Annotated in this window: 11 protein-coding genes; 9 read left to right on the top strand and 2 right to left on the bottom strand. The window is 45.5% G+C overall.

All coding sequences use genetic code 11. The annotated features are described in order from the left end of the window. Positions 1 to 14 precede the first annotated feature (14 nt). Positions 15 to 1403, top strand: coding sequence for an MATE family efflux transporter (locus T515_RS03060; RefSeq protein ID WP_242839314.1), 1389 nt, complete (start codon positions 15 to 17; stop codon positions 1401 to 1403). A gap of 52 nt (positions 1404 to 1455) precedes the next feature. On the opposite strand, the gene T515_RS16335 is transcribed toward T515_RS03060, so the two are convergent. After that, positions 1456 to 2928: a sensor histidine kinase gene (locus T515_RS16335; RefSeq protein ID WP_051671374.1), complete on the bottom strand. Its 1473-nt coding sequence runs from the start codon at positions 2926 to 2928 to the stop codon at positions 1456 to 1458. Positions 2929 to 2934: 6 nt separating this feature from the next. Further along, positions 2935 to 3606, bottom strand: coding sequence for a response regulator transcription factor (locus T515_RS03050; protein WP_036607447.1), 672 nt, complete (start codon positions 3604 to 3606; stop codon positions 2935 to 2937). A gap of 493 nt (positions 3607 to 4099) precedes the next feature. Between T515_RS03050 and T515_RS03045 the strand changes: the two genes are divergently transcribed. The 8 genes from T515_RS03045 (at position 4100) to T515_RS03010 (ending at position 15951) form a co-directional block, all read left to right on the top strand. Then, positions 4100 to 5200 carry an S-layer homology domain-containing protein gene (locus T515_RS03045; protein ID WP_051671373.1) on the top strand — a complete coding sequence of 367 codons (1101 nt, stop codon included), beginning with the start codon at positions 4100 to 4102 and terminating at the stop codon, positions 5198 to 5200. A 27-nt stretch (positions 5201 to 5227) separates the two neighbouring features. Next, positions 5228 to 7000 (top strand): efflux RND transporter periplasmic adaptor subunit, encoded by a 1773-nt coding sequence (locus T515_RS03040; protein WP_036607445.1) that lies wholly within the window; start codon positions 5228 to 5230, stop codon positions 6998 to 7000. Positions 7001 to 7378: 378 nt separating this feature from the next. Beyond that, positions 7379 to 8038 carry an ABC transporter ATP-binding protein gene (locus T515_RS03035; RefSeq protein ID WP_081832650.1) on the top strand — a complete coding sequence of 220 codons (660 nt, stop codon included), beginning with the start codon at positions 7379 to 7381 and terminating at the stop codon, positions 8036 to 8038. Further along, on the top strand, positions 8022 to 9212 hold the full coding sequence (locus tag T515_RS03030) for an ABC transporter permease (protein ID WP_036607443.1): 1191 nt from the start codon (positions 8022 to 8024) through the stop codon (positions 9210 to 9212). The genes T515_RS03035 and T515_RS03030 overlap by 17 nt, the downstream gene beginning before the upstream one ends. Before the next feature lie 455 nt (positions 9213 to 9667). Further along, positions 9668 to 11263 carry a CTP synthase gene (locus T515_RS03025; RefSeq protein ID WP_036607441.1) on the top strand — a complete coding sequence of 532 codons (1596 nt, stop codon included), beginning with the start codon at positions 9668 to 9670 and terminating at the stop codon, positions 11261 to 11263. Between the two features lie 302 nt (positions 11264 to 11565). Continuing rightward, complete coding sequence (locus T515_RS17540; RefSeq protein WP_036607438.1) at positions 11566 to 12657, top strand: putative manganese transporter; 1092 nt, start codon at positions 11566 to 11568, stop codon at positions 12655 to 12657. 534 nt (positions 12658 to 13191) lie between these two features. Further along, on the top strand, positions 13192 to 14463 hold the full coding sequence (locus T515_RS03015; protein ID WP_036607436.1) for a bacterial transcriptional activator domain-containing protein: 1272 nt from the start codon (positions 13192 to 13194) through the stop codon (positions 14461 to 14463). Positions 14464 to 14571: 108 nt separating this feature from the next. Next, positions 14572 to 15951 (top strand): sodium-dependent transporter, encoded by a 1380-nt coding sequence (locus tag T515_RS03010; protein WP_036607434.1) that lies wholly within the window; start codon positions 14572 to 14574, stop codon positions 15949 to 15951. The last annotated feature ends 59 nt before the right edge of the window (positions 15952 to 16010 follow it).

Here is a 16010-nt window from a genome sequence, read left to right as displayed (position 1 = left end):
AAGGAGAATAACCGGTGTATCACTATCTTTTTCGATTAAACCGTTTATATGACAAAGCCAAAATAAAATGGAATGATCTTGAGTTTTCGGATCTTGACCTGAAAAAACTCCTCATCCCCCTCATGATTGAGAACCTCCTTACCGCATTTATGGGCATGGCGGATTCCATGATGGTTACAAGAGTTGGCAGTGAGGCCATATCAGCGGTTTCCCTGACGGATTCCATTAACACTCTGGTCATCCAGATGTTCTCTGCCATCGCGGCGGGGGGAACCATTATCTGTTCCCAGTATATCGGCTCCGGCAACGAAAAGAAGGCCAACAATGCGGCTCAGCAGATCATTCTTTCTGTCATAACCATCTCTCTTTCGGTAATGCTTATCTCGGAGATCTTCAACACAGACATACTTCGTCTTGTGTTCGGACAGGTGGCAGACGGAGTTATGGAGAACTCCAGAATATATTTCAAATACACTGCCGCTTCCTTCCCCTTCATAGCGCTTTATCAGGTGGGAGCAGCCTTTTACAGAGCCGGCGGCAACAGTAAATTTCCCATGAAAGTTTCCGTCATTTCAAACATACTTAACATAATAGGAAATTTCGTATTTATCTTTATTTTCAACTGGAGTGTTTTCGGAGCCGCACTGTCGACACTCTTATCCCGTATGTTCTCAGCCATCGTACTTCTGATAGCGCTGAGGCGTCCGGCACAGCCCATAGTTCTCAGACATTATTTTATAAAGCCGGATTTCGACATGATAAGACGTATACTCTTCATCGGTATTCCTTCGGGTATCGAGAACAGTATGTTCCAGTTCGGAAAGCTTGCAATCCAGTCTTCGGTATCAACGCTTGGAACTACTGCCATAGCCGCCCAGGCCATGACCATTATTTTCGAGAATCTGAACGGTATCGCAGCCATAGCAGTAGGTACCGGTCTCATGACAGTAACAGGTCAGACCCTCGGTGCAGGCAAGAGAGAAGAGGCCAAGTACTACATAGTAAAGCACGTGAGAATCGGAGATTATGTCATAGTAGCTTCCTGCCTCCTGACATTTGCACTCTGTAAGCCTGTAATGTGGCTTGCGGGCATGGAGCCTGTCAGTGCCGACATGTGCTTCCATATGATGATATATGTCACTATCCTCAAATGTATACTTTGGGTGCCAAGCTTCATTATACCTTACGGTTTGAGAGCCGCAGGAGACGTAAGCTACACCATGGTGGTCTCATCCATGTCCATGTGGTGTACAAGAGTGGCACTTACTACATTCCTTATCCGCGTCATGGGCTTCGGTCCCATTGCAGTATGGTACGGTATGTCTCTGGACTGGCTGGTACGCGGTCTTTTCTACATTCACCGTTTCAAAGGAAAGAAGTGGCTGAGACATCAGCTCATCTAATAAAAGAAAGAACCGGCAAAGGAGTTCATGACTCCGATGCCGGTTCTTTCTTTTATGCCATCGGCAACTCAACCCTGAAGGTATTGATGCCGTTTTTTGATTCCGCCCATATACGTCCTTTATGATCATTGACTATATTCTGTGCGATGGAAAGCCCGAGACCGTAGGAATGATTCATAGCTCTTGCCTCATCTATACGGTAAAAACGTTTGAAAATATTCTTCAGATCCTCATCGGAAATCTGATCTCCGGGATCCGAAATACTCAGTAAACATTTATGTGTGCCCGATTTCTCCAGGGATACCTTTACAGTTCCGTTGGGTGCGCTGTACTTTTGAGCATTATCAAGAAGTATCTCTATGACCTGCTTGATATACTGTGACGCCCCCTTTATGCTGATACCTTCCTGAACCTCCTCGGTAAGCATCAGCCCCTTTTCAAAGAACATAACTTCAAAAGTCATGATTTCATTTGAAACCATCTTTGAGAGGTCAATGATCTGCTCCGGTGCTTTTTGTATGGCTCCGTTATCCACCCTTGCAAGCTGCAGGAGACTTTCCACAAGTCCTCTCATCTGATGGGCCATAGTCAGGATATTGTCCGCAAACTGCTTTTTCTTTGCTTCGTCAAAATCCTTTGATTTAAGCATTTCCGCATCCGTCAGTATGACAGAAAGAGGTGTCTTCAATTCATGGGAGGCATCCGAAACGAACTGTCTCTGCTGAATCCACGCATCCTCAACAGGCTTTACCGCCCATGTGGCAAAGAACATTGCGATTACCAGGAAAACCACGAAACTCAGAAGCCCTATGAAAAAGCTGTTGCGTATAAGGTTCCTCATGGTGGCAACCTCAGAGGATATATCAGCAAAAACTATGATTCTGTTGCTTTTTCCGTCCCAGTTCTCATTCTCGATGTTAAAAGGATCAAAATCATCCTTTCCGCCCTGGTTCATATCTTTTGTGTCACTCTGTAAGTTTTCGGCTTTCTTCGGGCCTTCTTCTCCATTTCCGGTATCCATGTCCCGGGGAGGTTCAATTCCTGTTTCCGGATTCATCTCAGTCCTTTTTTCGGGATCAATGCCCGGAATCTCAGGTCCCGGAGCTTTACTGTCATTTCTCGATGCCGAAACTGCCCGAAAGAATCTCAAATTGTAATCAGAGAGATCTCCGAGTCTTTCTTTTTTTGAAAGAACTTCACTGACCAGAGAATTGAGTGTTTCCTCATCTGTAAGATCATAGAAATCCCCGTCCGTGGCCACTATATTGCCCTCTGCATCCACCTCAACCCTGAAAAACGGAAGCTGTACATCTGTTTTTTCATTTTGTCTCCGTCTTTCCGGACGGCGGTTCTGATTCATGCCCATGGGCATACCGGATACTCCCTGGATCATCCTCACATTATCCGAAAAAATACGGCGATGAGTAAGTCCCAGCACCAGTCCGAAGATTACAAACAACATGACGGTCACTATAACCATTGTTATGATAACGAAGCGGAGCCTCAGTTTTTTAATCATCTCCATAAGAAATCACTCCTCCAGTTCAAGATGATACCCGAGACGCCTTGCAGCAACGATATTGACATCAGAACCTATGGATTTCAGTTTCTTTCTGAGAAAACCCACATACACTTCCACATGATTTTCTACAGCATCGGAGTCATATCCCCAAACCTTACTGAGAATAGCTTCCTTGGAGAGATTCTTATCCTTTGACTGCATGAGCATCCTCATGACTTCAAATTCCTTGGCGCTTAATCGAAGTTCATTTTCATTACAGATAAGACTTCCCGAACCAAGCTCCAGCGAAGTATTTCCGAATTTAAGCTCATCAACCTCTGAGCCCTGCCGTCTCAGAAGAGCCGACACACAGGCAAGAAGCTCAAGGCTGTCAAAAGGCTTGGTGAGATAGTAGTCTGCACCTGAATTAAGTCCCTCAACACGGTCCATAAGGTCAGACTTCGCAGTAAGCATAAGTATCGGAGTGCTCAGGTGTATCTGCCTGAGCTTTTTTGCCACCTGATAACCGTTCAGCTTCGGCATCATCACATCAAGTATCAAAAGGTCATAAACTCCTGTCTCCGCATAGTCAACTCCGGACTCACCGTCATAAACCGCATCTGCCTCATATCCTTTATCCTCAAGAAGAGTCTTTATGGAATCCGCCAAAAGCTTTTCATCCTCAACAATTAAAATCTTCATCTTTTACCTCAATAAAACAAAAATTTCTCTCATATAATTATATCTGAAACTCGCTGAAAATAATAACTCCAAAAGTTGAAAACATGCTGAAAGAGCGTCTTAATGTGACATATGTGCCATGACTCGTGGCAGGTCCACAGGACCTGGCATATAGCCCCAGCCTTCGCGTAGCGAATTTCCATGGCTGGGGTTCCCAGCGTAGCGAATTTCCATGGCTGGGGTTCCCAGCAACGCTCGACTCGTGGCAGATTCGATGTCGACTTTTAAAATACGCCCTCTACTCTGTGAACATTTTGTGAAAAATCGTTTCCTGAAAGTTTCCTGAAAGTTTTTTCAGCTTCGTTTCAGCTTTCACGGGTAGAATCCCACTAGTCTACGATGAATATGCACGGATTTTCAAGCTTCGCAAAGATCCTGGCGAAAAAATCCGAACTTTCATTTTTATGTACAGAGTTTAAACATGCATATGATTCAACTCTAAAAAGGAGATAATATGAACAGAAGATTTATGTACGGCACACTGGCCGCAGCAACCGGCATAGTGAGCATCGTTTCATATACACCGCTGACAGCATTTGCTTCTACTTCATTGACCCAGAGAAAAAATGCTTTGGTAAGTGCAAAGATCATAGAAAACTTTGATGTAACTCTGAACGAACAGCCTGTTTCAAGGGCGGAATTCGCAAAGATGGTAGTCATGGCCTCCACATACCACACCATGGTATCTTCAGAGTCCAATGTCTCTGTTTTCTCAGATGTTCTTTCAACTTCACAGTACGCTTCATATATACGAATAGCGGCAGAACAGGGATGGCTCACAGCTTACCTTGGAGGTCTTTTTAAGCCGGATCAGGGCATAAAGATGGCAGAAGCGGAAAAGGCATGTCTTACGCTGCTTGGATATTCAAATACCGATTTTACGGGAAATCTGGTAAACAACAGGCATGCCAAGTCAACAGCCATAGGACTTATTGAAAACGTCAACAGAGGTGTAAATGAGTTCCTTACCTATGAGGATTGTGTAAATATTCTCTACAACCTTATGAAGACCAACACCTATGCCAATGAATCTGCAACAAAGACGAACAACACCATCTACGGAAAGATATTCGGCTTTGAGCTTACAGACAACGACGATCTCAATCTTCTCAGCACACTGGAAGCAAATCTCAAAGGTCCTTACCTTCTTAAGGTTGACAAGAGCATTTCAAGTATCATCCCCTTCAGCAAGAGCTCCGGAAGCTACACTCTTAACGGTGAATCTTCTACTGCTGACGCTATCGAGGATGCTGCATCCAGCGGAGATCCGGTAGTTGTTTACTACAACTCTGCAACAAAGTCCGTATATGCTTATTCATCTTCGGGTACAGATATGGGAACGATCACCGGTACGATCGATGCCATCTACTACAGCTCTACAAATCTTATGACACCTACTTCAGTTTCTATCGGCGGTGTAGAATACGATATCGGAAATGATGATGTTGCTTATGCATTCTCCGTATACGGAAGTCTCGATAAGGATGATAAGGTTACTGTTGTATGGTCTCTCAATTCCGATGGATCACAGGAGATCATAGCTGTAGCGAACTAATATTAAACCAGGATTTTGGAGCATAATATGAAACTTAAATTACCCTCAAAAAAGCTGGTTATCGGGGCACTGGTCCTGATAGCAGCTGCCGGAGGAGCTTTCTTTTATCTGAACAGACAAAAGGCCACAGCTTCTTCAGATTCAAACGTTAAAACAGGAACTGTCTCCAGACAGACCATTCAGTCCTCATTGTCCAGCTCCGGTACTATTTCTCCGAAGGACAGCTATAAGATTACTTCCATGGTAGACGGAACCATCATTTCCGCAGATTTCCAGGAAGGTGATGTGGTGGAAGAGGGACAGATCCTTTACCAGATAGATTCCTCCTCCATGAATTCGAAGCTCAGTTCCGCCAACAGCACTCTGGAGCGTTCAGAAAACAGTTATTCAAGAGCTGTGAACAATTATGATAAGGCTTCATCTGATTTCAGCGGCAATACCGTAAAGTCCAAGTACACCGGTCATATCAAATCCATCAATATCTCCATCGGTGATCAGGTAAGTTCAAATACCGAAATCGCTGAGATATACGATGATTCCACCATGAAGCTGGATGTTCCTTTCCTTTCGGTGGAAGCTGCCATGATTCCTGTAGGAACAGCAGCAACAGTGGTTATCGAAGATACCCTTGAGGAGATCATAGGAATCGTTACTTCCGTAGATTCCATGGAATCCACCCTCACCGGCGGTCAGCTTGTAAGATACGTAACCATCGAGGTCTCAAACCCGGGAGGTCTCACCACGGAAATGTCCGCCACAGCCAGCATTAACGGAATGAACTCATCCGGTGACGGAACCTTCCAGGCAGCAAGAGACTTCTCCATAAAAGCAGACAATCTCACTTCCTCAGTCACTGTGGAACAGCTTCTGGTAAATGAGGGAGATTATGTTGTGGCAGGACAGGCCCTTTTCCTTGCGGATGCAGATGACATCGACGATATCCTTTATTCCTACAAGGACAAAGTTGACAGTGCGAAGTCCTCTGTGGAAAGCGCCCAGTCAAGTCTTGATTCCACCACCGATACCTTTGACAACTATACAATCACAGCACCGATTTCAGGTACTGTTGTAACCAAGAGCGTAAATGTGGGAGAAAACGTTCAGAACGGATCCTCTGCAACTTCTCTGGCAGTTATCTACGACCTTACAGAAGTCACTTTCGATATGAATATCGACGAGCTGGATATCTCCAATGTCAAAGTCGGACAGGATGTTGAGGTAACGGCAGATGCCTTTGAAAATGAGACTTTCAAGGGAAAAGTCACCAAGATATCCATGGAGGGAACCTCATCAAACGGCGTAACCTATTATCCGGTAACCGTAACCATGACCGACTTCGGAGGACTTCTTCCCGGTATGAATGTTGAGGGCGTGATCATTCTTGACGAATCGGAGAATGCTCTTGCCATACCTGTGGATGCTCTTCAGAGAGGAAACAAGGTTTATGTCAAGAACAAGGCAGGAGAGACTTATACCGATGAGTCAAAAGACGCTTCCAAAGACGGATCCGAAGCATCCCACTCAGGCTCAAACGTACCTGATGGATTCCATTCCGTTTCGGTAGAAACAGGCCTTACTTCAGACTCTTATGTTGAAATCATTTCCGGCGATCTTGAAGAAGGTGATGAGGTTTACATTAACCAGTCTACAGTAAGTTCCGACGAAGGCTTCGGAATGATGATGGGCGGTGGCCCCGGCGGATCAGGCGGTCCGGGAGGATCGGGCGGCCCTAGCGGCGGCGGTCCCGGCGGATCAGGCGGCGGTGGCCGAAGCGGCGGATCAGGCGGTCCTCCAATGTAAGCACAAAATCCTAATCTTCTGACGTAAGGGAACCCCTGTGGGTTCCCTGATTTTTAAAAAGGATAACAGATGGCAATAAAAGATATAATGAAAAAACAAACGGCTGAGCAGCCGGAACCTGTAAGTCCGGGGGAACCAAACCCGAAGGATGCCGGGGAAAATATCTCTTCAACACCGGCCAATGCCTTTTCAGAACCGGATACCGAAGAAGCAGAGCCTGATGAATACGCGGAAAATCATGAAGAGATAGCGAAACTGAAGGCTGCACAGGAAGCTGCACAGAGCTCCGACAGCAAAGGGCAGATCCTGTATATCCCAAAAGAACATATAGGTGAGCTTCCTCTTTTGGAGCTTCATGACATATACAAAATCTACAAGATGGGTTCCGAAGAAGTACATGCAAACGATGGAATATCCATAAACATCTATGACGGCGAGTTCGTTGCCATAGTAGGTAAATCGGGTTCGGGTAAATCCACCCTCATGAACATCATAGGCGCTTTGGATGTCCCCACCAGCGGAAGATATCTCATCAACGGTCAGGATACATCCTCCATGTCAGATGATGAACTTGCTGCAATCAGAAACAAGAAAATCGGTTTTATATTCCAGCAGTACAATCTTTTACCCAAGGACAATCTTCTGGATAATGTCTGCCTGCCCCTTCTCTATGCCGGAGTCCCGAAGCAGGAGCAGAAGGAACGTGCCATGAAACAGCTGGAAAGAGTAGGTCTTGCAGATAAATGGATGCAGAAGCCTGCCCAGCTTTCCGGAGGTCAGCAGCAGAGAGTCTCCATCGCGAGAGCCCTTGCGGGAGATCCGGAGCTTATCCTTGCGGATGAGCCTACCGGAGCTCTGGATTCAAAGACTTCAAGGCAGGTACTTGGTTTCCTGAAAGACATTAACCGGGACGGCAATACCGTTGTCATGATTACACACGATAACTCCATAGCTCTTGAGGCAAACAGAATCGTGCGTATATCCGACGGTAAAGTAGTTTATGACGGAACAGCGGAGGATTATGCTAAACTCATTTAATCTTGCTCTAAAGAGCATTTGGTCAAACAAAATGCGTTCGTTCCTGACGATGCTGGGAATCATCATCGGTGTGGCGGCAGTTATCATTCTGGTGGGAATCGTCAATGGTGAAATGTCCTACATGACATCAAGCTTTGCATCCATGGGTACGAACCGTATCACTGTAAATGTGACAAATTTAAGTTCACGTTCCGTTTCCGTAGATCAGATGTATGACTTCTATGAAGAGAACGGACAATATTTCTCACATCTGTCTCCAACAGTCTCTGTCAGCGCAACCGTCAAGGTAGGAAATGAAAACTCTGATGAAACCTCGGTAACAGGTGTTTCCGAAGACTATCTTGATATCATGGACTATGACCTGGAGAAAGGACGTTTCATACAGTACGCGGATATAGCGGCGAGACAGAAGGTTGCCGTTATCGGTCTTTATGTGGCCCAGACCTACTATGAAACTGCCGAAAAAGCCATAGGACAGAGAATAAGCGTAAACGGAACAAAGTACCAGATAGAAGGTGTAGTTGAACGCCAGACTTCAGAAAGCGATGAAATGAGCGAGGGCGGAAGCGACGACTTCGTCTATATTCCGTATACAGCAGCTGTAAAACTATCACGTAACGGAACCATAAACAACTATACCTTCACACTTCGTGATGATTATGTTGAAGAGGCATCCACAGTTACAACAGTTATAGAAGACTTTCTCTACACCATATTTAAAAACGATGATCTCTACAGAGTAACGGCTATGAGTGAACTTCTCGACTCCATGAATGAAATGATAGCCCAGATGTCACTTATGCTGGGTGGAATAGCCGGAATTTCCCTTCTGGTTGCCGGTGTAGGTGTCATGAACATCATGCTTGTTTCAGTAACCGAAAGAACCAGAGAGATCGGTATCAGAAAAGCCCTCGGAGCAAAGAAATCAACCATACTTCTGCAGTTCGTTATCGAAGCCGCGGTTACCAGTTCCATGGGCGGCATCATCGGCATCGTTATAGGATGTATAGGCACCACTGTGGCCGGTAAGATCATGGCCATAGATGCCCAGCCTTCCATCGGCTGGATCATAGCATCCTTCACCATCTCCATGAGCATAGGTCTCATCTTCGGATACATGCCTGCAAGAAGCGCAGCCACACTGAATCCAATCGATGCACTGAGATCGGATTGATCCTGTTCAGCTCTGATCCAGCCCCTAAAAAGGCTGGATTTTTTGTTTTATATATTGCACAAAAAGCTTGTCAAATATGTTAAAATCTACTCATGATTTTTTGTGAATTTTCTGTTTGCATATTTTAATAGGCAGTGTTATCATTCCATATGTTTTTTTGTGTCAGGAATATGAGAGGTGACAAAGGCGTCACAGGGACAATCGAAAGTGTCCCTAAGCCTTTGTCACCTCTTTTTTTAGTGCATAAGTCCCTGTCAGGCGGCTATGCAGACTGCAAGTTTACTTGCAAGGATGCATAGACATCTGACAGGACAACAGAAATCGAGAAGCAGCGCATCGCGCGGATTCGAGATTTTTGTAGGATTGCGAGAGTGCGAAGCACGGAGCAATCCGCAGCTTATGCACGTATGCATATTGTAAGTCCATATCAGGCTCAGCAACAGAAAGGGGAGTATATGATCAAGTACGTATTTGTAACAGGTGGAGTTGTTTCCGGTCTCGGAAAAGGAATCACAGCCGCATCTCTTGGAAGACTTCTTAAGGCAAGAGGCTACAAGGTAACCATGCAGAAATTCGATCCATACATAAACATTGACCCGGGTACCATGAACCCTATTCAGCATGGTGAGGTATTTGTTACAGATGACGGAACAGAAACCGACCTTGACCTCGGACACTATGAGCGTTTCATCGACGAATCCCTTGACCGCCGCTCCAATGTTACATCAGGAAAGGTGTACTGGTCAGTACTGAACAAGGAGCGTCACGGCGAGTATGAAGGCCACACTGTTCAGGTTATCCCTCACATCACAAATGAGATCAAGTCTGATTTCTACCGTTCGGATGACCCTGACGAGGACCGCATCGCCATCATCGAGGTAGGCGGAACCGTAGGCGATATCGAATCACAGCCTTTCCTTGAGGCCATCCGTCAGTTCCAGCATGATGTAGGTCATGAAAATGCCATCATGATCCATGTAACTCTCATCCCTTACCTTCATGCATCAGAGGAGCTTAAGACAAAGCCAACTCAGATGAGCGTAAGAGAGCTTCAGCGTCTTGGGCTTCAGACAGATATACTTGTCTGCCGTACAGAACATCCTATTCCTCAGGAAATCAAGGACAAGATCGCTATGTTCTGTAATCTGCCTGCAAACCATGTTCTTCAGAACACAAATGCCGAGTTTATTTACGAAGTTCCCCTTCTTATGGAGCACGAGCATCTCGCACAGTCTGTATGCGAATGTCTCCACCTTCCATGCCCTGAACCGGACCTTACCGAGTGGAAGTCCATGGTAGAAAATCTCCGCCATCCTGAAAAGGAAGTTGTCATTGCACTGGTAGGAAAGTACACACAGCTTCATGATGCATATTTAAGCGTGGCAGAGTCCTTAAAGCATGGCGGCGTTGCAAATCACGCAAAGGTAAACATTCGCTGGGTTGACTCTGAAGAGGTTGAAAAGGTAGGTGCTGCAACACTTCTTCAGGGAGTGGACGGTATTCTGGTTCCGGGAGGCTTCGGTCAGCGCGGCATCGAGGGCATGATCATGGCCGCACAGTATGCAAGAGAGAACAAACTTCCATACCTCGGCATCTGTCTCGGCATGCAGATCTCCATCATTGAGTTCGCAAGAAATGTTCTGGGCTGGAAGGATGCAAATTCAACAGAGTTCAATCCTAACACCACACATCCTGTCATCGACCTTATGCCTGAACAGAAAACTGTAACGGATCTCGGCGGAACCATGCGTCTCGGAGCTTACCCATGTGAGCTTCGTGAAGGCTCAAAGGCCAACAAGGTTTACGGAAAAACTTCCATCTCCGAGCGTCACAGACACAGATATGAGGTGAACAACGACTTCCGAAAAGAGCTTGAAGATGCCGGCATGGAACTAGTAGGACAGTCACCTGACGGTCATATCGTTGAAATAGTAGAGCTCAGGGATCACCCTTACTTCCTTGCAACTCAGGCACATCCCGAGTTCAAGTCAAGACCAAACAGCGCTCATCCGCTTTTCAAGGGTCTCATAGAAGCTGCTCTTAAAAAATAATGCTTCAGCATCAAAGTACCGGCTGCTTTCGAAACATCTCTGATGGAAGATATATCAGCCGTATCTCCGGATACTTGAATACATGTTCATGTGATTATGCACGTGTTGACAGGTATGATATTCTATAAAACGACTCATGAAAAATGAGAAGGGGTTCTTTCAGAACCTCTTCTTTTTTCTTTCAAATTGACTTACATTGATATGATAAAGCATGCCGTACATAAAAGTGCCGGTGCTGCCAATCATTAGTGAGTCGGCACACTTTTTGCCATTCACATCATAAATAAAGGAGGACTTCACTCATGGAGATGATAACAGACGCATTTATGGATGCTCTGATTGATACCGCGAAACTCATACCGTTTCTGCTTGTAACCTACATGGCCATGGAATATCTGGAGCATAAGACAGAAAAGAACACAACTGCCATGCTTGAAAAAGCCGGCCGCTTCGGGCCCGTTATCGGAGGCGCAGCGGGAATGCTCCCACAATGTGGTTTTTCAGCCGCCGCTTCCAGTCTTTTTGCCGGAGGAATCATTTCTGTAGGAACTCTCATAGCTGTATTCCTTTCAACTTCTGATGAGATGCTTCCCATATTCATATCCGAGCAGGTGGCTCCCGGAACCATCATCTCCATCATGGCAACAAAGATGGTGCTTGGAATCATAAGCGGTTTTGCCCTTGACATTTTTATGCATCATGGAAAACACACTCCGGCACCTGAAAAACACATTCACGATCTCTGTGAACACGATCACTGTTCATGTGATGATGAAGAGGAAGAAGAGGACGATCACCATGAAGATCATGTCCTCCCCCACACAGAAGAACACAGGGAATCTCCGGCCGAAGTTCATGAAGCCCATGCAGAAGAAGCCGTAGAAGTTCATGAAGCGCATTCACATGACAGCGGACACGAACATACACATGACCATTCCCATAACTTGGAACACGGACATGGTCACGATCATGGCCATCATCACCACAAGGGCGGCATCGCCGGAATTCTTCAGCCGGCTTTCCACCATACCTTCCAGATAACTGTGTTTATTTTCCTCATCACCTTTGTTATAACACTGCTTGTTGAGGGAATGGGAAAAGATGCCATCGGGGCATTCCTTTCCGGTAAACCCATGGTTGGTGTTTTCCTTTCGGGAATCATCGGACTCATACCTAACTGTGCGGCTTCCGTGAGCATCACAGAGCTTTATCTCATGGGGATACTTGATGCCGGACAGATGATGGCAGGTCTCATGGTTGGCGCAGGAGTCGGACTTCTTGTTCTTTTCCGTACAAACTATCATCCGAATGAAAACCTCAGGATCGCAGTGATACTTTATTCCATCGGTGTTTTCTGGGGCCTGGTGATTCAGTTCCTTGGAATAACATTCTGACATATCTCTTCAACCCCGGGTCTGTGAACCTGGAATTAAATGACGTGAGTGTCAAAAGCCGATATCGGACCGCTTCGCGCTATGCGCTCACTGGGAACGTCAGCCCATTTGAATTCGCTTCGCGAAGGGCTGACGCTATATGCCAGATTCCTACGGAATCTGCCACGAGTCTCTGGGAACACCAGCCCATTTGAAAATCGCTTCGCGAGGGCTGGTGCTATATGCCAGATTCCTACGGAATCTGCCACGAGTCTCTGGGAACACCAGCCCATTGAAAATCGCTTCGCGAGGGCTGGTGCTATATGCCAGATTCCTACGGAATCTGCCACGAGTCATGACACTTATATCATTTAGTTAGAATTATGCTTAAATTTTTTTGATTTTTGTTTACTTTTCACCTGATAGCGACTAAGATTAAACTACAATGATGTCTTAAGGTCGTGACAATCACAGAATTCCAGTCGTCACGTTACATCAGTCTTTTGCAAAACAAAATATAAAGGGACTGAAGTTCCCAAGGGCAAGGGGTAAAAAATGAGTGAGAGTGAAAATCGTATAGAGGTCCGTATGCTGGGAGGCTTTTCCATTACCGTTAATGGACAGTACATGGGTCTCGGTCAGAACAACAAAGCAAATTTTCTTAAGCTGATCCAGATCATCCTTTTGAATCACAAAAAAGGAATTTCAAAGAGAGAGCTGATCGATGGTGTATTCGGTTACAAGGATCTTCTCGATGAAAACAACAGTTTGAACAACCTTCTTCATCAGGCAAGAACTCAGCTGAAGAAAAGCGGAGTACCGGGAAAGCGTTATATCGAAGGTAAAAAAGGCATTTATTTTCCGGAGAAACCTGAGGGCTATGAATTAAGTCTTGACGTAAAGACTTATATGGATGACTGCCGTAAAGCAGGTGAGACAGAAGATGCCGCTGCAAAGGCGGCTCTGTATGAGCATGCATTTGAGCTTTACCGCGGTGAACTGCTTCCTGAGTTTTCTACCGACAACTGGGTTATCGTAGAATCCGTAAAACTCAAGCATCTGTTCGACGAGCTTGTCATGTTCCTTGGTGAGTATTACAGAGAAAAAGGAGAGTATGACAATCTCTATAAGCTGTACAATCGTGCCAGCCAGATCTATCCTGATGCCGGATGGCAGATAAATGTCATCGATGCCCTTATACTTCGCAAAGAATATAAGGAAGCCTATGAGCTTTACAACAAGACTGCACGTTACTATCTTGATGATCTGGAGGTTCCTCTTCCCGATGATCTCATCAGATGCTATGAGCGTATCTATGATGACATCAAGGTAGTGTCCGATGATATCGAAGAGATCCAGGCAGGCATACTGGAAAGAGATGCAGCTTTAAAGAACAACAAGGGTGACAGCAGAAGCCTCGGCTCATACTACTGTGCATTCTCCAGCTTCATAGATGTATATAATGTTCTCCGCAGAAACCTTGTACGACGCGGCAACTCCATCTTCATGATGCTCTGTACACTTGTGGATTATGAAGGAAAGCCTATACAGAATCAGGAAAAGCTGTCGGCACGTTCGGAAGCCTTAAAGAATGCTCTTTATGCAGAGCTTCGTCAGGGCGACGTTTACACCAAGTACAGCTCCAGCCAGTATCTGCTTCTTCTTATCGGAACAAAGAAGGAAGACTGCGGAATCATTTATCACAGAATTTCAAAGAAACTGAAGGAGCTTGCCGGTTCCCGTGCAGAACTCAAGTACCGTATAGTATCTCTTGCAGAGATTCCTTCCATTCTTGAAAATGGCGACAATAATCAGAAATCAGAATAAAATCATTTAAGAGCTTGCAGAAATCTGCAAGCTCTTTTATCATTGGATGGACTGCATCAGTGCAAAGTGCTAAACAGTCAAAACCTGATAATTCACTAAAGGAGTCTTATGAGTAACAAACGTGAAAGCTTTAAGTCAAGAATAGGATTTATTCTTGTAAGCGCAGGCTGCGCTATAGGTATAGGAAACGTATGGAAGTTCCCTTACCTGGTAGGTCAGAACGGCGGAGGAATCTTTGTATTGTTCTACCTCATCTTTCTCATCATAATGGGAGTTCCCGTTCTCACCATGGAACTTGCGGTAGGCCGTGCCACACGAAAGAGTGCGGTGCTTGCATATAAAAAACTGGAGCCAAAGGGCAGTAAATGGCACATACACGGCTGGTTCGCCGTAGCCGGCGCATACCTTCTCATGATGTACTACACCACCGTCTCCGGCTGGATGCTTTCTTACTTTTTCAAATTTGCCTCCGGCACCTTTGATAAGGTATCCATGGATAATGCAGATTCCGTTTTCTTTGATATGCTCGGAAATCCGGCAGAGATGATGCTCTGCATGGCAGTCACTGTTATTGTGGGATTCCTTGTCTGTTCTTTCGGCATACAGCGTGGACTTGAAAAGGTAACCACTACCATGATGAGCGCACTTCTGGTTCTCATCGTCATACTTGCAATCCGCAGTGTATCTCTTCCAAATGCAAAAGAGGGTGTTGAGTTCTATCTGATCCCGAGTATTGACAGAGTATACGAAGCCGGCAACGGCAGTCTCATGAAAGGCTTCGGTTCGGTTATATCCGCAGCCATGAATCAGGCTTTCTTCACATTGAGCCTCGGTGTTGCCTGCATGGAGATCTTCGGTTCCTACATGTCTGAAAATTTCTCACTTGTGGGAGAGTCGGTCAGAATATGCGCTCTTGATACATTTGTTGCCATCATATCGGGTCTTATCATTTTTCCTGCATGTTTCAGTTTCAATGTTCAGCCCGATTCAGGCCCGAGTCTGATATTCATGACTCTTCCCAAGGTATTTATGAGCATGCCCGGCGGAAGACTTTGGGGAACACTTTTCTTCATGTTCATGTCCTTTGCAAGCTTCAGTACGGTAATTACAGTTTTTGAGAACCTTCTTGCCACATCCATCGACAATTTCGGAGTCACAAGACACAAAGCCGTAATAGTGAACTGTATATACATTCTCATCGCCAGTATCCCATGTGTTCTCGGTTACAATATCTGGTCACATGTACACTTGATCGGCGCAAGAGATATCCTTGATTCAGAGGACTTCATAGTTTCGAATATACTTCTTCCGGGGGGTTCCCTTATCTACCTTCTGTTCTGTGTTACAAAATGGGGCTGGGGATTCGATAATTATATGAAGGAATGCAACAAGGGCCAGGGCTTGAAGCTTAGCCCTATGGTGAAGCCGTATCTCAGATATATACTTCCCATACTTATTTTCATCATACTGGTACAGGGATTGGTATAAAACAGCCCTGTAGGGCAGGAATCAGGACAGCATTACCCGGCAAAACTCAAAAAAGTCTT

Source organism: Oribacterium sp. P6A1 (assembly GCF_000702885.1).
GTDB lineage: Bacteria > Bacillota > Clostridia > Lachnospirales > Lachnospiraceae > Oribacterium.
Note: the sequence above shows the minus strand (reverse complement) of the source record. Positions and strands in the feature narration are given on the sequence as shown.

Bases quoted from the DNA above. Each gene is read 5' to 3' on its own strand.
- T515_RS03045 (WP_051671373.1), top strand. From the start codon at position 4,100: ATGAACAGAAGATTTATGTACGGCACACTGGCCGCAGCAACCGGCATA.
- T515_RS03035 (WP_081832650.1), top strand. From the start codon at position 7,379: ATGGGTTCCGAAGAAGTACATGCAAACGATGGAATATCCATAAACATC.
- T515_RS03015 (WP_036607436.1), top strand. From the start codon at position 13,192: ATGAGTGAGAGTGAAAATCGTATAGAGGTCCGTATGCTGGGAGGCTTT.
- T515_RS16335 (WP_051671374.1), bottom strand. From the start codon at position 2,928: ATGGAGATGATTAAAAAACTGAGGCTCCGCTTCGTTATCATAACAATG.
- T515_RS03010 (WP_036607434.1), top strand. From the start codon at position 14,572: ATGAGTAACAAACGTGAAAGCTTTAAGTCAAGAATAGGATTTATTCTT.
- T515_RS17540 (WP_036607438.1), top strand. From the start codon at position 11,566: ATGGAGATGATAACAGACGCATTTATGGATGCTCTGATTGATACCGCG.
- T515_RS03030 (WP_036607443.1), top strand. From the start codon at position 8,022: ATGCTAAACTCATTTAATCTTGCTCTAAAGAGCATTTGGTCAAACAAA.
- T515_RS03050 (WP_036607447.1), bottom strand. From the start codon at position 3,606: ATGAAGATTTTAATTGTTGAGGATGAAAAGCTTTTGGCGGATTCCATA.
- T515_RS03040 (WP_036607445.1), top strand. From the start codon at position 5,228: ATGAAACTTAAATTACCCTCAAAAAAGCTGGTTATCGGGGCACTGGTC.
- T515_RS03025 (WP_036607441.1), top strand. From the start codon at position 9,668: ATGATCAAGTACGTATTTGTAACAGGTGGAGTTGTTTCCGGTCTCGGA.